Source organism: Actinomadura sp. NAK00032 (assembly GCF_013364275.1).
Taxonomy (GTDB): domain Bacteria; phylum Actinomycetota; class Actinomycetes; order Streptosporangiales; family Streptosporangiaceae; genus Spirillospora.
Genome location: NZ_CP054932.1, coordinates 4,801,337 through 4,820,261 on the forward strand (window position 1 = coordinate 4,801,337; position 18,925 = coordinate 4,820,261).

Consider the following 18,925-nt stretch of genomic DNA (forward strand, 5'->3'; position numbering starts at 1 on the left):
GTCGACGATGACCACTGCCCTGCACCCGGACGCGGCCGGCGCCCGCACGTCCGACGGCACCGCACGCCAGCCGTACGCCTACCGGCGCCGGCCCCTGGAGGAGCCCGACTGGCGGCGCCTGCCCGGCTGGCGGGACGTCACCGAGGCCGAGTGGGAGTCGGCGCAGTGGCAGCGCGCCCACTGCGTGAAGAACGCGCGGCAGCTCCGGCAGGTCATGGGCGACCGGCTGGACGAGTCCTTCTACGCCGACCTGGAGCGCGACCACGCCGAGCGCGCCACGATGTCGATGCTGCTGCCGCCGCAGATGCTCAACACGATGGACTCCTCCTCCACCGACGCCTTCTACGCCGACCCCGTGCGGCGCTACATGCTCCCGGTGCTCAGCGACCGGCGCACCGACTGGCCGTCGCACCCGCTGGCGACCCGCGACTCGCTGCACGAGGCCGAGATGTGGGCGGTCGAGGGCCTCACCCACCGCTACCCCACCAAGGTGCTGGCCGAACTCCTGCCGACCTGCCCGCAGTACTGCGGCCACTGCACCCGGATGGACCTGGTCGGCAACTCCACGCCGAACGTCGACAAGCACAAGTTCACGATCAAGCCGCCGGACCGGCTCGGCGCGATGCTCGACTACCTGCGCCGCACCCCCGGCGTCCGCGACGTGGTCGTGTCCGGCGGCGACGTCGCCAACCTGCCCTGGCCGCGGCTGGAGTCGTTCGTCGCGTCCCTGCTGGAGATCGACAGCATCCGCGACATCCGGCTGGCCAGCAAGGCGCTCATGGGCCTGCCGCAGCACTGGCTGCAGGACGACGTCCGCGCCGGCATGGAGCGCCTGGCCGCCACCGCGCACGAGCGCGGCGCGCAGATCGCGATCCACACCCACGTCAACGCCGCCCAGTCGGTGACGCCGCTGGTCGCCCGGGCGGCCCGCGCGATGCTCGACACCGGCATCCGCGACGTCCGCAACCAGGGGGTGCTGCTGCGCGGCGTCAACGACACGCCGGAGGCGCTGCTCGACCTGTCGTTCGCGCTGCTCGACGAGGCCGGGATCATGCCGTACTACCTGTACATGTGCGACATGATCCCCAACAGCGAGCACTGGCGGCTCGCCGTCTGGGAGGCGCAGGAGCTGCAGCACGCGATCATGGGCTACCTGCCCGGCTTCGCCACCCCGCGCATCGTCTGCGACGTCCCCTACGTCGGCAAGCGGTGGGTGCACCAGCTCGCCGACTACGACCGCGAGCGCGGCGTCTCCTACTGGACGAAGAACTACCGCACCGGCCTGGAGCTGTCCGACCCGGACGCGCTGGAGCGCCGCTACGAGTACCACGACCCGATCCACACGCTGCCGGAGGCGGGCCGGGCATGGTGGCGGGAACGTTCCAGCGCCGCGTGACCGGGTGCCGCGTGACCGGCCCGGCGCCTTTACGTTGTAGATCATGAATGCCGGGCCGTATCCTCGGACGGATGACGACCGAGCCCGCCGCCGCCGCGCTGACCGCCGCCGACCTGGCGGACGACCCGCACCCGCACCTCGCGCGGCTGCGCGAGCGCGACCCCGTCGCCCTCGTCCCCGCCCTGGGCGGCCGGCTGGTGACCTCCCGCGAGCTGGCCCTGCGGGTGTTGCGCGACCCCGCGACCTTCACCGTGGACGACCCGCGCTTCTCCACCGCCCAGGTCGTCGGGCCCAGCATGCTGTCGCTGGACGGCCCCGCCCACACCCGGCACCGCGACCCGTTCGCGCGGCCGTTCCGCCCGGCGCGGACCCGCGAGCGGTTCACCGCGTTCGTGGAGGCCGAGGCGGCCCGGCTGGTCGACGGCCTCGCACCCGGCGGGCGGGCCGAGCTGCGCGGCGCGCTCGCCGGGCCGCTGGCCGTCGCGGTCGTCACCGAGGCGCTCGGCCTGGAGGGCGTGGACGCGGCGACCGTCCGGTCCTGGTACGGGGCGTTCGTGGACGCGGTGTCGGCCATCACCGCGGGCGGCACCGCCCCGATGGCCGCGGCCGAGGCGTACCGGCTGCTCACCGCGGCCGTCGAGGAGGCGATCACCGCGTCCCGCCCCGGGTCGCTGCTGGCCGAGGCCGCCCGCGACGAGGCCGGGCTGGCCACCGCCGAGGTCGTGGCGAACGCGGCGATCCTGATGTTCGGCGGCATCGACACCACCGAGGGCATGATCGCCAACGCGGTGCTGCACCTGCTCGAGCACCCCGGCCAGCTCCGGCTCGTCCGCGACGACCCGGGCCTGCTCCCGGCGGCGATCGAGGAGTCGCTGCGGCTGGAGCCCGCCGCGGCCGTCGTCGACCGGTACGCCGTCCGCGACACCGAGCTCGGCGGCACGGCGATCCGCGCGGGCGAGCTGGTGCGGGTGTCGATCACCGCCGCCAACCGCGACCCGGCGGTCTTCCCCGACCCCGACCGCTTCGAGGTGCGGCGCGCCAACGCCGCCGAGCACCTGGCGTTCGCGCACGGCCCGCACTTCTGCTTCGGCGCCCACCTGGCCCGGCTGGAGACCCGGACGGCGCTCGGCGCGCTGCTCGGCCGGCTGCCCGGGCTGCGCCTGGACCCCGGCCGCCCGGCCCGCGCGCAGGGGCTGGTGTTCCGCAAGCCGCCGCGCCTCGACGTCCGCTGGGACCGCTGAAGGCCAGTTCAGGCCCCGTTTCCCCGGCATACGGGCACTCCGGATATGGAAATATGTCGCCCATGATCGTGGAACGCCGGGTCGAACTCCGCTTCGGAGCGGAAAGCCGGGAAGCCGGGACGCACACCAACCTGTCGGCCGTGCGGCAGGACGGCCGCTGCCTGTGGGTGGCGGGCGACGAGACCGCCACCATCGAGCGGCTCACCGCCGTGCTGGACGGCGACGGCCGCGTCACCGGCTACGACGGGCAGGCCACGGTCGCGCTCGCCGACCTCGTCCCGCTGCCCGCCGGCCCCGACGAGGAGGCCGACATCGAGGGCCTCGCGCGGGCCAACGGCTGGCTGTGGGCGATCGGGTCGCACAGCCTCAAGCGCAAGAAGGTCAAGCCGGGGCAGAGCGCGGCGAAGGCCCGCAAGCGGCTGGCCACCGTCGTCCGCGAGGACAACCGCTTCATCCTGGCGCGCCTCCCCCTGGTCACCGGCGAGGACGGGCTGCCCGCCGTCGTCCGCGAGGACGGCGGCCGCACCGCCGCCGTGCTCGGCCTGGACAAGGACTCCCTCACCGACCTGCTGGAGGACGACCCCCACCTCGCGCCGTTCCTCGGCATCCCGAGCAAGGACAACGGCATCGACATCGAGGGCATCGCCGCGCACGGCGACCGGCTCTACATCGGGCTGCGCGGCCCGGTGCTGCGCGGCTGGGCGGTGCTGGTGGAGATCCGCCCTGGCACCGACCCCCGCGACCCGCGCAGGCTGCGCCCGCTCCCCCTCGGCGGCGACGGCGGGGACGACGGGGACGACGGGGACGGGGACGGCGGCGACCTGTACCGGACGCACTTCCTCGACCTCGGCGGCCTCGGCATCCGGGACCTGTGCCCGCACGGCGACGACCTGCTCGTCCTCACCGGGCCGAGCATGGACCTCGACGGCCCGGTGCGGGTCGTGCGCTGGCGCGGCGCGGCCCGCGCGGACGCCGCCGGGATCGTCCCGGCCGGGGAGCTGGAGACGCTGGGCGACCTGCCCTACGGCGACGGCGACGACCACGCCGAGGGCATCGCCGTGCTGGACGAGCCGGGCACCCGCGTCCTGGTCGTCTACGACAGCCCCTCCCCCGCGCGGCTCACCGCCGGCGGCGGCGTGCTCGCCGACGTGGTCGCGCTACCCGAATAAGCGCTCGCTTGCCTCATCTGCTTGGATGGCCCTGCAACCGGCAGGAGTTCGAAGGGGCAGGACGAGAGCATGATCGAGTGGTCCGAGGAAGACCTGATGATCCGGGACGCCGTGCGCGGCTGGATCGACGCCGAGGTCCGGCCCAACCTGGACGCGCTGGAGTCGGGCGAGATGCCGCCCTACGACCTGCTGAGGGGGCTGTACAAGACGTTCGGCATGGACGAGATGGCGCGCTCGTCCTTCCACGCCCGCATCGCCAAGGAGCGCGAGGGCGCGGCGCGGGAGTCCGGGGACGAGGAGCGCCCGGGCGGCGGCGGCGCCGCGATGACCATGATCCCGGTCATCGAGCTGTGCAAGGTCGCGCCCGGCCTGGTGTCGGCGATGGGCGTCGGGCTCGGCCTCGCCGCCGGGACGATCATGAAGCGCGGCACCCCCGAGCAGAAGGAGCGCTGGGCGCTGCCGCTGCTCACCATGGAGAAGGTCGGCGCCTGGGCCATCACCGAGCCCAACTCCGGCTCGGACGCCTTCGGCGGCATGCAGGCCACCGCCAGGAAGGACGGCGACGAGTACGTCATCAACGGCGGTAAGACGTTCATCACCAACGGCCCCTACGCCGACACGATCGTCTTCTACTGCAAACTCGACGACGGGCGGGACCCCCGCGACCGGGAGATCCTGACGTTCGTCCTCGACCGGGGCATGGAGGGCCTGGAGCAGAGCAGGCCGCTGCGCAAGATGGGCCTGCACTCCTCCCCCACCGGCGAGCTGTTCCTCAACGACGTCCGCGCCGGCGCCGACCGCCTGCTGACCTCCGGCTCGCAGGGCGGCAAGGAGTCGGCCAAGCAGAACTTCGTCACCGAGCGCGCCGGCGTCGCCGCGATGGCCCTCGGCGTCATCGAGGAGTGCCTGAAGCTGTCGGTCGAGTACGCCAAGACCCGCGAGCTGTGGGGCCAGCGCATCGGCGACTTCCAGCTCATCCAGCTGAAGCTGGCCAAGATGGAGGTCGCGCGGCTCAACGTCCAGAACCTGGTGTTCCGGCACATCGAGATGCAGCGGGCCGGGCGGCCGATGACGCTCGCCGAGGCGTCCGCGATGAAGCTGTACGCGGCGCAGGCCGCCAGCGAGGTCGCGCAGGAGGCGGTGCAGCTGTTCGGCGGCAACGGCTACATGAGCGAGTACCGCGTCGAGCAGCTCGCCCGCGACGCCAAGTCGTTCCAGATCTACGCGGGCACCGACGAGATCCAGGTGACGCACATCGCCCGCGACCTGCTGTCGCGCTGACCCCGCGCGTCCGGCACCGGAAAGACGGCTCCCGCCGCGAACTTCCGCGGCGGCGCCGGCATCGGACAGGTGGGGGGCGGGCGAGGGCGATCGCCCGCCCCCCAGGGCCGGTGGCCCTTTCTGGACAGCCGACGATGGGGACTGGATACTCACAGCCATGGACGGTCAGGGCTCATTCCCGGTGAGAGCGTCCGACACGCAGCGGGACCGGGCCCTGCGCGTCCTGAGCGACCGTGTGGCCGAGGGCCGGATGTCGGACGAGACGTTCGAGCGCCGCGTCGACCAGGTGCTGCGGGCGCGCAGCCAGGCCGAGCTGGCCGACATCGTGCACGACCTCCCCCCGCAGAACCGCGTCCTCGACCGGCTGACCGGCCTGGTGTCGTCGGTGTCGCAGGTGACCGCGCGGATCGAGGCGGCCTGGCGGGCGCCGCGGCTGCCGCGCTTCATGCTGCCGCCCGCGGAGCTGAAGCGGATCGTCGTCGGCCGCGCCCCCGCCTGCCAGTTCATCCTCACCGACCTCACCGTCTCCCGGTTCCACGCCGAGATCTACCGGGCCGGGGACGGCTGGATGATCTCCGACCTCGGGTCGATGAACGGCACCCGGGTGAACGGCTGGCGGCTGACCGGCCCGGTCCGGCTGCGGCCCGGCGACGAGGTCGGCTTCGGCAACGCCAGCTTCGTCGCCACCGCGCCCTGACGCGCCGCTCCCCGACGCCCCCGCCCCCACTCCCGAGCCGCCGCTCCCCGCCGCCGGCCGTCCGGGACCGGCCGGGGTCTTGACGTCTTCGTCAAAAGTCCTTACTTTCTCCTCCAAGTTAGGAAACCTTCTTAACTCGGAGGAGCCGCCGTGCCCAGCCCGTCCGTCCCGGGGACCCCCAGCCTGCTGCGGGCCATCAACGACCGCGCCGCGCTGGAGGCGCTGCTCGCCCGGGGACCGCTGACCCGGCCGCAGATCTCCGACCTCACCGGGCTGTCCAAGCCGACCTCCTCGCAGCTGCTCGCCCGGCTGGAGGCGGCCGGCCTCGTCGTCCGGGACGGGATCCGGGAGGGCCTGCCCGGCCGCACCGCCGAGCTGTACCGGATCAACGGCGCCGCCGCGCACGTCGCCGGCGTCGACGTCACCCCGGCGCGGATCCGGGCCAGCGTCGCCGACCTGGCCGGGACCGTCGTCGGCGAGCACACCCTCGCCACCCCCGCGCGCACCGGCGTGGACGCCGTCGCCCGCACCGCCGAGGCGCTCGACGGCGCCGCCGCCGCGGCCGGGCTGGCCCGCACGGCGCTCGCCCGCGCCGTCATCGGCATCCAGGGCGCCGTCGACCCCGCCACCGGGCGGCTCGGCTACGCCGCGCACATCCCCGGCTGGCACATCCCCGACCTGGTCGCCGTCCTCGGCCACGGCCTCGGCGTGCCCGTCGCCATCGAGAACGACGTCAACCTCGCCGCGCTGGCCGAGCAGGCCCGCGGGCAGGCGGCGCCGCGGGCCGGCGGCGCCCGCGACTTCGTGCTGCTGTGGGTCGCCGACGGCGTCGGCATGGCCGTCGTGCTGAACGGCGCGCTGCACCGCGGCGCGACCGGCGGCGCCGGCGAGATCGGCTACATGCCCGCCGTGGGCGCCCCGCTGATGCGCGGCGTCCGCCGCACCCACACCGGCGGCGTGCACAGCCTCACCGGCGGCAGCGCCGTGCTGAAGCTGATGCGCGAGCACGGCTTCCGGGGGCGCGACGCAACCACCGCGCTCGGACGCGCCGCCGCCGACGTCGAGTCCGGCCCCGCCACCGGCAAGCGCACCGCCAGCGACGCGGGCGCGCGCGCGGAACGCGCCCTCACCGAACTGGCGACCCGGCTCGGCGCCACCCTCGCCACCGTCGTGGCCGTCATCGACCCCGCACTCGTCGTCCTCACCGGCGACGTCCTGCGCGCCGGAGGGGAACCGCTCCGCGCGCGCGTCGAACAGCACCTGCACAGCCTGACGATGCCGCGTCCCCGGGTGCGGCTCAGCACCGTCGAGGGCAATCCCGTCCTGGCCGGGGCGCTCCAGCAGGCACTCACGGAGACCCGCGACGAGGTCTTCTCCACCACCGTCCCCTGACCCCCGTACCGCACGCCCTCCCCCACCCCCAAGGAGGACCGCAGTGCCCACCACCCTCCCACGCCGCCTCACCGCAGCCTTCGCCACCGTGTTCCTCGCCGCCGGCTGCACCGCCGGCGGCGACTCCTCCGGCGGCCCCGAGGCCGACGCGAAGCAGACCATCGAGGTCTGGCACGGCTGGAGCGCCCCGCACGAGGTCAAGGCCTTCGAGGACGCCGTCGCCGGGTTCAACAAGGCCCACCCCAACATCACCGTCAAACTCGTCAAGGGCCAGACCGACGAGCGCATCACCAACGCCATCCGCGGCGGCAACCCGCCCGACGTGGTGTCGTCGTTCACCACCGACAGCGTCGGCCAGTGGTGCCAGAGCGGCGCCTGGCAGAACCTCGCCCCCTACATCGCCAAGTCCGAGCTGGACCTGAACCAGTTCCCCAAGGCCGTGCAGCAGTACACCCAGTACAAGGGCGTCCGGTGCGCGATGCCGCTGCTGGCCGACGCCTACGGGCTCTACTACAACAAGAAGCTGATGAAGGGCGAGCAGCCGCCCAAGACGATGGGCGAGCTGACCGCGCTGGCCAAGAAGCTCACCGTCCGCGCCCCCGACGGCACCATCGAGGTCGCCGGGTTCATGCCGTCCGTCCAGTACTACGAGCACCAGACCCAGCACCTCGCGCCCCAGTTCGGCGTGACGTGGCTGACGCCCGGCGGCACGGCGAACTTCGCCGCCGACCCCGCCGTCACCGCGTACCTGAAGTGGAACAAGAGCCTCATCGACTGGTACGGCTACGACAACGTCAAGAAGTTCCTGCGCTCGATGGGCCAGGAGTTCGAGTCGTCCAACCCCTTCCAGAAGGGGAAGGTCGCGATGGCCGTCGACGGCGAGTGGCGCACCAAGTTCATCCAGGAGGAGGCTCCGGGCCTCGACTACGGCACCGCGCCCGCACCCGTCTCCGACGACCGCGCCGCCGCCTACGGCGGCGGGTTCCTCACCGGCACCGTCGTCGGCATCCCGCGCGGCGCCGAGCACGCGCAGGCCGCCTGGGAGTTCGTCCGCTACCTCAGCACCGACACCGGAGCGCTGGTCACGTTCGCCAACGCGCTCGGCAACGTGCCGTCCACGATCCCGGCGCTGTCGTCGCCGCAGCTGAAGCTGCCGCCGCAGTTCCGCACGTTCCTCGACGTGTTCAAGAACCCCAACAGCACCACCGCGCCGCCGACGCCCAACGGCAACGACTACATCGTGCGGTTCCAGAAGTTCGTCCAGGACGAATGGGAGCCCGGCAAGGTCGGCGACCTGCCCGCCGCGCTGAAGCGGCTCGACGGCGAGGTCGACGGCTCCCTCAAGCTCGCCGGAGGCTGACCGGTGGCCCCCGGCTCGCTGCGCCTCCCGCTCCCGGGGGCGCGGACCGGGACGGCGGCGGCGCGGGCGCGCCGCCGCCGGCGCCTGCGCGTCCTGGCGTTCCTGTCCCCCTGGCTGGCCGGGTTCGGGCTGTTCTTCGCCTACCCGCTCGCCGCCACCGTCTACTTCTCCTTCACCCGCTACGACCTGTTCAGCCTGGAGTTCACCGGCCTGGACAACTACGCCTACCTGCTGCACGACCGCGAGGCGTGGACGGCGATGCGGAACACGCTGTGGCTGGTGGCCGTGCTCGTCCCCCTCCGGGTGCTGTTCGGGCTCGGCGTCGCCCAGCTCCTCACCCGGATCAGGCGCGGCGGGAACCTGCTGCGCGCCGTCCTGTACCTGCCGTACCTGATCCCGCCGGTGTCGGCCACGGTCGCGTTCGTGTTCCTGCTCAACCCCGGCACCGGCCCGTTCCCGGCCCTCGCCGAGCGGCTCGGGTTCACGCTGCCGGACTTCTTCAACGACGCCGCCTGGGCCAAGCCCGGCCTCACCCTGCTCGCCCTGTGGGCGGTCGGCGACGTGATGATCATCATGCTGGCGGCGCTGCTGAACGTGCCCGCCTCGCTGTACGAGGCCGCCGCCATCGACGGCGCCGGCGCCTGGTCGCGGTTCCGGCACATCACGCTGCCGTCCATCTCCCCCGTGCTGGCGTTCTCCGCCGTCACCGGCGTCATCGAGGCGCTCCAGTACTTCACCCAGCCGATGGTGGCGGGCAAGGTCGCCTCCGGGCGCGCCGACCTGCCCGGCACCCAGTACGCGCCCGGCTACCCCGACGGGTCCACGCTGACGTTCCCGCAGTGGCTCTACGACCAGGGGTTCCGGCAGTTCAACATGGGCTACGCGTGCGTGCTCGCGCTGGTCATGTTCGCCACCGCGATGCTGTTCACGCTCGTCCTGCTGCGCCGGTTCCGCGCGTTCAGCGGGGAGGAGGCCCGATGACCCGCGGAGGCCGGGCGCGCCGCGCCCTGCAGTGGGTCGCGGTGCACGCCGTCGCCGTCGCCCTCGCCGTGATGTTCCTGGCGCCGCCGGCGTTCATGCTGCTGACCGCGGTGATGTCGGACCGGCAGGCGCTCAGCGGCGACCTGTGGCCGGACGGCTGGCACCTCGCGAACTTCGCCGACGTGTTCAGCGGCGACATGGTCCGCTGGACGGTCAACAGCACCGTGTACGCGGCCCTGTCGACGGTGTTCATGCTGGTGTCCAGCGTCCCGGTGGCGTACGCGCTGGCGCGGTTCCGGTTCCGGGGCCGCAACGCCGCGTTCGTCGTGGTGATCGCGGCGATGATGCTGCCGCCGCAGGTCACCATGGTGCCGCTGTACATCGTGTGGGCGCGGCTCGGCCTCACCGGCACGCTGTGGCCGCTGATCATCCCGCAGCTGTTCGGGGACGCGTTCTCGATCTTCCTGCTGCGCCAGTTCCTCGTGACGATCCCCCGCGAGTACGCCGACGCCGCCCGCGTGGACGGCTGCGGGGAGCTGCGCACGATGCTGCGGGTCGTGCTGCCGATGGCGAAGCCGGCGCTGGCCGCGGTCGCGCTGTTCCAGTTCTTCTACTGCTGGAACGACTACTTCCGGCCGCTGGTGTACGCCGACCCCGACCACTGGACGCTCGCGATCGGCGTCGCCACGTTCCGCGCCGCCCACCACGTGGAGTGGAACCTCACCATGGCGGCGACGCTGCTGACGATCCTGCCGGTGCTCGTGGTGTTCATGCTCGCCCAGCGGGTGTTCATCCAGGGTGTGACGTTGACGGGAGTGAAGGGTTGAAGCTGACGGTCATCGGGGGCGGGTCCACCTACACCCCCGAACTGGTCGAGGGGATCGCGGCGGCGCGGGCCGCGCTGCCGGTGTCGGAGCTGGTGCTCGCCGATCCCGACGCGCGGCGGCTGGAGCTCGTCGGCGGCCTCACCCGGCGGATGCTGGCCCGCGCCGGGCATCCCGCGCGGGTCGTCGCCGCGGAGGTCGCCACCGCGGGCGACCTCGACGCGGCGGTGGCGGACGCGGCGGTCGTGCTGCTGCAGCTGCGGGTCGGCGGGCAGGCCGCCCGGCACGTCGACGAGACACTGCCGCTGGCGTGCGGCTGCGTCGGGCAGGAGACGACCGGCGCCGGCGGCCTGGCCAAGGCGCTGCGCACCGTCCCGGTCGTGCTGGACATCGCCGCGCGCGTCGCCGCCCGCGCCCCCGACGCGTGGATCATCGACTTCACCAACCCGGTCGGCATCGTCACCCGCGCGCTGCTGGACGCCGGGCACCGCGCCGTCGGGCTGTGCAACGTCGCGATCGGGTTCCAGCGGCGCGCGGCGGCGCTGCTCGGCGTCGAGCCCGGCCGGATCGGCCTCGGGCACGCCGGGCTCAACCACCTCACCTGGGTGCGGTCGGTGCGGCGCGACGGCAAGGAGGTGCTGCCGGAGCTGCTGGACCGGTTCCCCGGCGAGCTCGCCGCGATCTCCGGGCTGCCCGCGCCGTTCCTGCGCGGGCTCGGCGCCGTCCCGTCCTACTACCTGCGCTACTTCTACGACCACGACCGCGTGGTGGAGGAGCAGCGCGGCGCGCGGTCGCGGGCCGAGGACGTCGCGGCGCTCGAGCGGGACCTGCTCGCCCAGTACGCCGACCCCGCCCTGGACACCAAGCCCGCCCGGCTCGCCGAGCGCGGCGGCGCGTTCTACTCCGAGGCGGCGGTGCGGCTCGCGGTGTCGCTGCTGGCCGGCCGCGGCGACGTGCAGGTCGTGAACGTCCGCAACCACGGGACGCTGCCGTTCCTGGACGACCGCGCCGTCATCGAGGCGCCGGCGCGGATCACCGCGTCCGGCGCGGTGCCGCTGCCCGTCCCGGCCGTCGAGCCGCTGTTCGCGGGGCTGATCGCGCACGTGTCCGGCTACGAGGAGCTGGCCCTGGACGCGGCGCTGCGCGGCGGCGTCGACCGGGTCGCCGCCGCGCTGCTCGCGCACCCCCTCGTCGGGCAGCGCGAGCCGGCCGAGCGGCTCGCCCGCGACCTGGTCGCCGCCAACCGCGCGCACCTGCCGTGGGCCGCGTGATGGCCGCAGCCCCGGGCGTGCTCGTCGCCGTGGACGGCGGCAACAGCAAGACCGACGCGGCGGTGCTGAGCACCGGCGGGGAACTGCTCGCCACCGCGCGCGGCGGCGGCTTCCACCCGCAGGCGGGCGGGCTCGACGCCGCGCTGGACGCGCTGGACGCGGTGGTCGCCGCCGCGCTGCGCGACGCGGGCGCCGGGCCCGGCGACGTCGCGCACCTCGCCGCCTACATGGCCAACGTCGACCTGCCGGACGAGGAGGAGCGGCTGGAGAAGCTGCTGCTGGCCCGCGGCGCCGCACCGGGCGTCACGGTCGGCAACGACACCTTCGCGCTGCTGCGCACGGCCGCCACCGAGGGGTGGGGCGTCGCCGTGGTGTGCGGCGCCGGGATCAACTGCGCGGGCGTCGCGCCGGACGGCCGCACCGCCCGGTTCCCCTCCCTCGGCGACCACACCGGCGACTGGGGCGGCGGCGCCGCGCTCGGCCGGGCCGCGCTGTGGCACGCCATCCGCGGCGAGGACGGCCGCGGCCCCGCGACGGCGCTGACCGCGGCGGTCGCCGCGCACTTCGGCGTGGACCGCGCCCTCGACGTCGGCCTCGGCATCCACCTCGGGGAGATCGCCCAGGGCCGGCTCACCGGCCTCGCGCCCGTCCTGCTGGACGCCGCCGAGGCCGGGGACGCGGTCGCCGGGCGGGTCGCGGCGCGGCTCGCCGAGGAGGTCGCCGTCCTCGGCTCGGTGGCGCTGCGGCGCCTCGGGCTGCTGGACACCCCCGCCGACGTGGTGCTCGGCGGGGGCGTCCTGGCCGCCCGCCGCCCGCCGCTGATGGACGCCGTCGCCGCCCGCTACGCCGACCTCGCCCCCCGCGCCCGGCTCCTGGTCCCCGAAGACCCCCCGCTGCTCGGCGCGGCGCTGCTCGCCCTCGACCACGTCGGCGCGCCGCCGGCCGCCCACGACACGCTCCGGGCCACGTTCCGCCGCCGCCGGCCTTGACGTTGTAAGGTTCGGCCGGGGAGGGCAGAGGCATGCAGATCGGATTCGCCGTGCCGGGTTCGGGGGCGTGGGCCACGCCCGGCAACCAGGTGACGGTGGCGCAGCGGGCCGAGGAGCTCGGCTACCGCTCGCTGTGGACGCTGCAGCGCGTCCTCAACCCCGCCGGGTCGCCCGACCGGACCTACCGGGGCGTCCCGGACCCGTTCGTCACGCTCGCCTACCTCGCCGGGCACACCGCCCGGGCGCGGCTCGGCGTGGCGGTCGCCAACCTGCCGTTCTACGCGCCGCCGGTCCTCGCCAAGCAGGCCGCCACCCTCGACCGCGTCAGCGGCGGGCGCCTCGACCTCGGCCTCGGGCTCGGCTGGATGCCCGAGGAGTTCGCCGCGGCGGGCGCGCCCATGGAGCGGCGCGGCGCCCGCGCGGAGGAGTACCTCGCCGTGCTGCGCGGGCTGTGGAGCGGCGCCCCGACCGAGTTCCGCGGCGAGTTCCACGACGTCCCGCCGGTCGTGATGGAGCCGCCGCCCGTGCAGTCGCCGCTGCCGGTGCTGCTGGGCGGCGCCGCCGAGCCGGCGCTGCGGCGCGCCGGGCGGCTGTCCGACGGCTGGGTCAGCTCCAGCCGCGCCGACCTCGCCGTGATCGGCCGCTCCATCGGCACCGTCCGGGAGGCCGCCGAGGAGGCCGGGCGGGACGCCGGCGCGCTGCGGTTCGTGTGCCGGGGCGCGGTGCGGCTGCGCCCGGCCGGGCGGGCGGGCCGGCGGCCCCTCACCGGCTCCTACGAGGAGATCGCCGCCGACCTGGAGGCGCTGGCCGCGCAGGGCGTCACCGAGGCGTTCGTCGACCTGAACTTCGACCCCGAGGTGACCGGCCCGGACGCCGACCCGGGCGCCTCCCTCGACCGCGCCCTGGAGGCCCTGGAGGTCTTCGCGCCGCGCGGCTGAGGGGCGCGGCGGCTAGAGGGGCGGGCGGCGCGCCTCCCACGGGGTGCTGAGCACCACGGTGGTCCGGGTCGCGACGTTCGCGGCGGCGCGGATCTTCTGGAGCAGGTCCTCCAGCTCGTTGGGGGAGGCGACCCGCACCTTGAGGATGTAGCTCTCGTCCCCGGCCACCGAGTGGCACGCCTCGATCGCCTGGAGGTGCGCCAGCCGGTCGGGGGCGTCGTCGGGCGCGGCCGGGTCGATCGGCTTGATCGACACGAACGCCGTCAGCGGCAGGCCGATCTGCCCGCTGTCCAGCTGCGCCGCGAACCCCCGGATGACGCCGCGCTTCTGCAGCCGCCGCACCCGCTGGTGCACGGCCGACACCGACAGCCCCGTCTCCTTGGCCAGGTCGGTGAAGCTCATCCGCCCGTCGTCGGCGAGCAGCGCCATGATCTGACGATCGATCTCCTCCACCCGGGAAATCTAGCGCGCCGGAGGCCGTCCGCGCGTCCCCATAGATCACGGATCGGCCGTCATCGGCCGATTTCCGGCGGGAGGCGGCCGGTCAGCGGCGGGCGGGCCGCAGCGGGCCGCAGCTGCCGCGCACCACCAGCTCGGTCGGCAGCAGCACCGGGCCGCCCCTGCCCCGCCGGGCGGGCTCGCGCAGCAGCAGCTCGCAGGCGCGGTAGCCGATGTCGTGGCCGGAGCGGGCGACGGCGGTCAGCGGCGGGTCGCACAGCTCCGCCCACGCCACGTCGTCCACCATCGCGATCGACACGTCGGCGGGGACCCGCAGGTCCAGCTCGCGGGCGACGAGCACGGCCGCCTCGCCGAGCAGGTGCCCGGCGGCCAGGACCGCGGTGACGTCGGCGCGGCGCTGCAGCAGCCCGGCCGCGGCGGCGTAGGCGGCGTCGCGGGCCGGGCGGGCGGCGACGACCAGGTCCTCCTCCACCGGGACGCCGAGCTGGGCGAGGGTGTCGCGGAACGCGCGCTCGCGCACCCCGGCGGGCGTGCCGGGGGCGCCGCCGAGGAACCCGATGCGCCGGTGCCCGAGCCCGGCGAGGTACTCGGTGAGGGACCGGACGCCGCCCGCGTCGTCGGCGAGCACGGCCGGGACGTCCGCCATGCCCGGCAGCACCCGGTCGGCGAACACGACGCTGGAGCACACCCGGGCGGCGCCCCGCCAGTCGGCCTCGGTCCCGGCGGGGACCGCGATGATCCCGTCCACCCGCTGCGCGACGAGCCGCTCCACGATCTCGGCCTCGCGGGACGGGTCGCCGTGCGCGGCGTCGACGATGACGTGCTCGCCGAGGCTGCGGGCGCACGAGAGCACCCCGGCGACCAGCTCGGCGCGGAACGGGTCGGTGACGTCCGGGACGATCAGTCCGATGCCGCCGCTGCGGCGCAGCTTCAGGCCGCGGCCGAGGGCGCTCGGCCGGTAGTCCAGCTCGCCCGCGGCGGCCAGCACCCGCTCGCGGGTGGCCGCGCTCACCGAGCCGCCGGAGAACACGCGCGACACGGTGGCGATGCCGACGCCCGCCGCCGCGGCCACGTCCTTGATCGTCGCCGGACCCTGCCGCACCGCCCGCCACCTCCCGATTCGCCGGTTTTCGATGATCTTATCCGGTGCCGCGCTCCCATGGAAACGATTCCATGATGTTTACTCCTTCCAGTGATGCGAAACCCCTGTTCGGCAGGGGGTAATGGAAACGTTTCCATGAAGGGGATCCGATGGCCAAGATCGTGCTGGACCGGGTCGACAAGGTGTACAGCGGCGGCGTCAAGGCCGTGGACGGGCTCGACCTGGAGATCCGGGACGGCGAGTTCATGGTGCTGGTCGGCCCGTCCGGCTGCGGCAAGTCCACCGCGCTGCGGATGATCGCCGGGCTGGAGGAGATCAGCGGCGGGAAGATCTCCATCGGCGACCAGGTCGTCAACGACCTCGCCCCGAAGGACCGCGACATCGCGATGGTCTTCCAGAACTACGCGCTCTACCCGCACATGACCGTCGAGCAGAACCTGGCGTTCGGCCTCAAGCTGCGCGGCACGCCCAAGGCGGAGATCAAGACCAAGGTCCGCGACGCCGCCAAGATGCTCGGCCTGGAGCAGTTCCTGTCCCGCAAGCCCGCCGCGCTGTCGGGCGGCCAGCGGCAGCGCGTCGCGATGGGCCGCGCGATCGTCCGGGAGCCGCAGGCGTTCCTGATGGACGAGCCGCTGTCGAACCTGGACGCCAAGCTCCGCGTGTCCATGCGCGCCTCCCTCAGCCAGCTGCACGAGCGGCTCGGCGTCACCACCGTGTACGTCACCCACGACCAGATCGAGGCCATGACGCTCGGGACGCGGGTGTGCGTGCTGCGCGAGGGCGTGCTGCAGCAGGTCGACACCCCGCAGCGGCTGTTCGACAGCCCGGTCAACCTGTTCGTCGCCGGGTTCATCGGGTCGCCCGCGATGAACTTCGTCCTCGCCGACCTCGGCACCGGCGACGGCGGCGCGAGCGTCTCCTTCGCCGGGTACAAGCTGCCGGTGCCCGCGTCGGTCCTGAACGACAAGCCCGGCCTGCAGGACTACCTGGGCCGCAAGGTCATCCTCGGCATCCGCCCGTCCGACTTCGAGGACGCCGCGCACGCCAGCCCCGAGTGGGCGCCGATGCCGGTGCGCAGCAGCGTCACCGAGGAGCTGGGCAGCGAGATCAACGTCATCTTCACCATCGACGCCCCGCCGGTCGAGCACAAGGACACCGCCGACCTGGCCGAGGACGCCGAGGCCGACGGCGACATGGCGATCCCGCTGGTCGACAACAAGGCGCTGTGGACCGCGCGCGTCAACTCCCGCTCGCACGTGCGGCCCGGGCAGGACGTGCAGCTCGCCGTCGACACCCGCCGGCTGCACTTCTTCGACCCCTCCAGCGGCCTGGCGATCGGCCACCCGGACGCGGCGGCCCGGCACGGCGCCGCGGACCTGCGCAAGTAACACCCGGCGCCGGACCCGGCGACGCCCCCCGGCCCGCGCGGGCCGGGGGGCGTCGTCGTGCTCCCCGCGAGCCGGGGGGCCGCCGGGGCTACTTCACCGAGCCCGCGAGGACGCCCTGCACGAAGTACCGCTGGAAGGCGAAGAACACCGCCAGCGGGACGATCAGCGACAGGAACGCGCCGGGCGCGAGGATGTCGATGTTGCCGGTGAACTGCCGCATCTGGGACTGCAGCCACTTGGTCATCGGCTGCGACTCGGTGTCGGCGAACACCAGCGCGACCAGCAGGTCGTTCCACACCCACAGGAACTGGAAGATGCCGAGCGAGGCGATCGCCGGGCCGCCCAGCGGGAAGATCACCCGACGGAAGATCGTCCACTCCGAGCCGCCGTCCATCCGCGCCGCCTCCAGCAGGTCCCGGGGGATCGCGGCGAAGAAGTTGCGGAGCAGGAAGATCGCGAACGGCAGCCCGAACGCGACGTGGAACAGCACCACGCCGGTGACCGACCCGAACATCTGGAACCCGCCGAACTCGATCGCCCCGTACAGCTTGGCGACCGGGATCAGCGCGACCTGCACCGGCACCACCAGCAGCGCCACCACGATGATGAACAGCCAGTCCCGCCCGGGGAACTCCATCCACGCGAACGCGTAGGCGGCCAGCGAGGCGATCAGCACCACCAGCAGCGTCGCCGGGACGGTGATCAGCACGGTGTTCCAGAACGAGTCGACGAAGTCGCCCTTGTCCAGCAGCGCGCTGTAGGACTCCATCGTCAGCTGCGTCGGCTTGGTGAAGGCGTTCCACCAGCCGTCGGCGCTGTTGTCCTCGTTGGAGCGCAGCGACGCCACCAGCAGCCCGAGCGTCGGGACGAGCCAGAACAGCGCGATCAGCACCAGCAGCGCCTGCGCGGCGCCGCCGCCGACCCGGCCGACGATCCGGGCGGCCACGCCGCGGCGCGGCGCGCCCGCCGCGCCGCCGCCCTCCGCCTGCTCCTTCGTGGGTTCCACCGCGGTGCTCATTTGCGCTCCTGCCGCAGTCGCCGGATGTTGAACAGCATGGCGGGCAGCACCAGCAGGAACAGCAGCACGGCGATGGCGCTGCCGGCGCCCTGGTCGCCGCCCCCGCCGAACGACACCGTCCACATCTGCAGCGCCAGCACGTTGGCGTTCGGATCACCGCCGCCGATGATGAAGACGAGGTCGAAGACCTTCAGGACGTTGATCACCAGCGTCACCAGCACCACCATCAGGACGGGCGCCAGCAGCGGGATCGTCACCCGCCGGAACACCTGCCACTCGGTGGCGCCGTCCACCCGGGCCGCCTCCAGCGCGTCGCGGGGGATCGCGGCGAGCCCGGCGGCGATCAGCACCATCGCGAACCCGGACCACACCCACAGGTACGACCCGATGATCGCGGGGGTGATCAGGGTGCTGCCGAGCCATTCGGCGCCGCGGTAGGCGCCGGTGAAGTTGCCCTCGGGCAGCCGGACCGTGTACGTCCCGTCGGGGACGTCCTTCATCGTGAAGGTGCCGTCGGCCTCCGTGGTGGCCTTGGCGACCACCTTGCCGTCCTTCACGGCCTCGACCTTGATGCCGGGCAGGCCGGACTCCCCCGCGTTGGGGGTGTTCTGCTGCCCGCCGCCGCCGCGGGTGAAGTCGAACCAGACCGTCCCGGTCAGCTGCCCCGGCTTGGCGGCGGGGGGCCGCGCGGCCGGCTTCGCGTCCTTCGGCAGGTACTCCTGCTTGATCTTCAGCAGCGGGACGAGCGCGCTCTGCCCGGCCTGGTAGGAGTTCACGGTGACGACCGAGCCGCCCTCCGCGCGGACCGGCGCGTCGCCGCCGCTGCGCGGCCCGGCGCCCGGGTAGGTGGTGCCCTGCGCGAAGGTGTCGTGGATGGCGACGAGCGCCGCGTTCGCGACGCCCTTGTCGGGGTCCATCTGGTACACCAGCCGGAAGATCACGCCGGAGGCGAGGAAGGAGATCGCCATCGGCATGAACACCACGAGCTTGAACACCGTCGCCCACCGGATCCGCTCGGTGAGGACGGCGAACACCAGGCCGATGATGGTGACGATGGTCGGGGCCACCACCACCCAGATCGCGGTGTTGCGGACCGCGACGAGGTTGTTGTGCCCCTGGAAGACCCCGGTGTAGTTGTCGACGCCGACGAACGCGTCGCCCGAGGCGTCGAAGAAACTCCGGATCACCGAGTAGACGATCGGGTAGACGACCAGGAAGCCGAGCAGCAGCAGCGCCGGCAGCAGGAACGTCAGCGCGAGCCAGGACGGCGGGGTCAGCCGCTCGCGTCCCCGGCGGGCGCCGGGCCGCCGGGCGGCCGGTACGTCGACGGCGGCGGCGCCGCCGGCCGTCGCGGCCGGCGGCACCTCCTCATTGCGAGCCTTCATCCAGGGGTCCCCTACTTGTCGGCCCTACGCGTGC

Annotated in this window: 17 protein-coding genes; 13 read left to right on the forward strand and 4 right to left on the reverse strand. The window is 73.9% G+C overall.

Going from position 1 to position 18,925, the window contains the following annotated elements:
- The first annotated feature begins 7 nt into the window (after positions 1 to 7).
- The 12 genes from HUT06_RS22375 to HUT06_RS22430 all read left to right on the forward strand — a co-directional run bounded on the left by HUT06_RS22375 (position 8) and on the right by HUT06_RS22430 (position 13,539).
- The gene (locus HUT06_RS22375) at positions 8 to 1,396 is read left to right on the forward strand and encodes a KamA family radical SAM protein (RefSeq protein ID WP_176197517.1); all 1,389 of its coding nucleotides are present in this window, start codon (positions 8 to 10) and stop codon (positions 1,394 to 1,396) included.
- A 71-nt stretch (positions 1,397 to 1,467) separates the two neighbouring features.
- Positions 1,468 to 2,637, forward strand: coding sequence for a cytochrome P450 (locus tag HUT06_RS22380; protein ID WP_176197518.1), 1,170 nt, complete (start codon positions 1,468 to 1,470; stop codon positions 2,635 to 2,637).
- A 62-nt stretch (positions 2,638 to 2,699) separates the two neighbouring features.
- Positions 2,700 to 3,806, forward strand: a complete 1,107-nt coding sequence (locus HUT06_RS22385; protein ID WP_176197519.1) for a DUF3616 domain-containing protein — start codon at positions 2,700 to 2,702, stop codon at positions 3,804 to 3,806.
- Between the two features lie 69 nt (positions 3,807 to 3,875).
- Positions 3,876 to 5,087 (forward strand): acyl-CoA dehydrogenase family protein, encoded by a 1,212-nt coding sequence (locus HUT06_RS22390; protein WP_176197520.1) that lies wholly within the window; start codon positions 3,876 to 3,878, stop codon positions 5,085 to 5,087.
- A gap of 181 nt (positions 5,088 to 5,268) precedes the next feature.
- Complete coding sequence (locus HUT06_RS22395; RefSeq protein ID WP_368406985.1) at positions 5,269 to 5,784, forward strand: FHA domain-containing protein; 516 nt, start codon at positions 5,269 to 5,271, stop codon at positions 5,782 to 5,784.
- A gap of 150 nt (positions 5,785 to 5,934) precedes the next feature.
- The gene (locus HUT06_RS22400) at positions 5,935 to 7,176 is read left to right on the forward strand and encodes an ROK family transcriptional regulator (RefSeq protein WP_217711398.1); all 1,242 of its coding nucleotides are present in this window, start codon (positions 5,935 to 5,937) and stop codon (positions 7,174 to 7,176) included.
- Positions 7,177 to 7,219: 43 nt separating this feature from the next.
- Positions 7,220 to 8,536: an ABC transporter substrate-binding protein gene (locus tag HUT06_RS22405; protein ID WP_176197522.1), complete on the forward strand. Its 1,317-nt coding sequence runs from the start codon at positions 7,220 to 7,222 to the stop codon at positions 8,534 to 8,536.
- 3 nt (positions 8,537 to 8,539) lie between these two features.
- Positions 8,540 to 9,517 (forward strand): carbohydrate ABC transporter permease, encoded by a 978-nt coding sequence (locus HUT06_RS22410; protein ID WP_254715325.1) that lies wholly within the window; start codon positions 8,540 to 8,542, stop codon positions 9,515 to 9,517.
- Positions 9,514 to 10,344: a carbohydrate ABC transporter permease gene (locus HUT06_RS22415; protein ID WP_176197523.1), complete on the forward strand. Its 831-nt coding sequence runs from the start codon at positions 9,514 to 9,516 to the stop codon at positions 10,342 to 10,344. Before HUT06_RS22410 ends, HUT06_RS22415 begins: the two co-directional genes overlap by 4 nt.
- Entirely contained in the window at positions 10,341 to 11,612 is a 1,272-nt protein-coding gene (locus HUT06_RS22420; RefSeq protein WP_176197524.1) for a 6-phospho-beta-glucosidase, read from the forward strand. Before HUT06_RS22415 ends, HUT06_RS22420 begins: the two co-directional genes overlap by 4 nt.
- Complete coding sequence (locus tag HUT06_RS22425) at positions 11,612 to 12,601, forward strand: BadF/BadG/BcrA/BcrD ATPase family protein (protein WP_176201546.1); 990 nt, start codon at positions 11,612 to 11,614, stop codon at positions 12,599 to 12,601. The genes HUT06_RS22420 and HUT06_RS22425 overlap by 1 nt, the downstream gene beginning before the upstream one ends.
- Positions 12,602 to 12,633: 32 nt before the next feature.
- Positions 12,634 to 13,539 carry a TIGR03619 family F420-dependent LLM class oxidoreductase gene (locus tag HUT06_RS22430; RefSeq protein ID WP_176197525.1) on the forward strand — a complete coding sequence of 302 codons (906 nt, stop codon included), beginning with the start codon at positions 12,634 to 12,636 and terminating at the stop codon, positions 13,537 to 13,539.
- Between the two features lie 12 nt (positions 13,540 to 13,551).
- Here HUT06_RS22430 and HUT06_RS22435 read toward each other — a convergent pair whose 3' ends face one another.
- Positions 13,552 to 13,992, reverse strand: coding sequence for an Lrp/AsnC family transcriptional regulator (locus HUT06_RS22435; protein ID WP_176197526.1), 441 nt, complete (start codon positions 13,990 to 13,992; stop codon positions 13,552 to 13,554).
- A 91-nt stretch (positions 13,993 to 14,083) separates the two neighbouring features.
- Positions 14,084 to 15,100, reverse strand: a complete 1,017-nt coding sequence (locus HUT06_RS22440; RefSeq protein ID WP_176197527.1) for a LacI family DNA-binding transcriptional regulator — start codon at positions 15,098 to 15,100, stop codon at positions 14,084 to 14,086.
- Between the two features lie 149 nt (positions 15,101 to 15,249).
- On the opposite strand from HUT06_RS22440, the gene HUT06_RS22445 reads away from it, so the two are divergent.
- The gene (locus HUT06_RS22445) at positions 15,250 to 16,488 is read left to right on the forward strand and encodes an ABC transporter ATP-binding protein (RefSeq protein ID WP_176197528.1); all 1,239 of its coding nucleotides are present in this window, start codon (positions 15,250 to 15,252) and stop codon (positions 16,486 to 16,488) included.
- Between the two features lie 88 nt (positions 16,489 to 16,576).
- On the opposite strand, the gene HUT06_RS22450 is transcribed toward HUT06_RS22445, so the two are convergent.
- Together HUT06_RS22450 and HUT06_RS22455 are read right to left on the reverse strand one after the other, a co-directional pair.
- Positions 16,577 to 17,506 (reverse strand): carbohydrate ABC transporter permease, encoded by a 930-nt coding sequence (locus tag HUT06_RS22450; protein WP_176197529.1) that lies wholly within the window; start codon positions 17,504 to 17,506, stop codon positions 16,577 to 16,579.
- Positions 17,503 to 18,891: an ABC transporter permease subunit gene (locus HUT06_RS22455; protein WP_176197530.1), complete on the reverse strand. Its 1,389-nt coding sequence runs from the start codon at positions 18,889 to 18,891 to the stop codon at positions 17,503 to 17,505. The genes HUT06_RS22450 and HUT06_RS22455 overlap by 4 nt, the downstream gene beginning before the upstream one ends.
- Positions 18,892 to 18,925 lie beyond the last annotated feature (34 nt).

Excerpts from the sequence above, each read along its gene's own strand:
- HUT06_RS22375 (WP_176197517.1), top strand. The coding sequence starts at position 8 with ATGACCACTGCCCTGCACCCGGACGCGGCCGGCGCCCGCACGTCCGAC.
- HUT06_RS22380 (WP_176197518.1), top strand. The coding sequence starts at position 1,468 with ATGACGACCGAGCCCGCCGCCGCCGCGCTGACCGCCGCCGACCTGGCG.
- HUT06_RS22385 (WP_176197519.1), top strand. The coding sequence starts at position 2,700 with ATGATCGTGGAACGCCGGGTCGAACTCCGCTTCGGAGCGGAAAGCCGG.
- HUT06_RS22390 (WP_176197520.1), top strand. The coding sequence starts at position 3,876 with ATGATCGAGTGGTCCGAGGAAGACCTGATGATCCGGGACGCCGTGCGC.
- HUT06_RS22415 (WP_176197523.1), top strand. The coding sequence starts at position 9,514 with ATGACCCGCGGAGGCCGGGCGCGCCGCGCCCTGCAGTGGGTCGCGGTG.
- HUT06_RS22425 (WP_176201546.1), top strand. The coding sequence starts at position 11,612 with ATGGCCGCAGCCCCGGGCGTGCTCGTCGCCGTGGACGGCGGCAACAGC.
- HUT06_RS22430 (WP_176197525.1), top strand. The coding sequence starts at position 12,634 with ATGCAGATCGGATTCGCCGTGCCGGGTTCGGGGGCGTGGGCCACGCCC.
- HUT06_RS22445 (WP_176197528.1), top strand. The coding sequence starts at position 15,250 with ATGGCCAAGATCGTGCTGGACCGGGTCGACAAGGTGTACAGCGGCGGC.
- HUT06_RS22450 (WP_176197529.1), bottom strand. The coding sequence starts at position 17,506 with ATGAGCACCGCGGTGGAACCCACGAAGGAGCAGGCGGAGGGCGGCGGC.
- HUT06_RS22455 (WP_176197530.1), bottom strand. The coding sequence starts at position 18,891 with ATGAAGGCTCGCAATGAGGAGGTGCCGCCGGCCGCGACGGCCGGCGGC.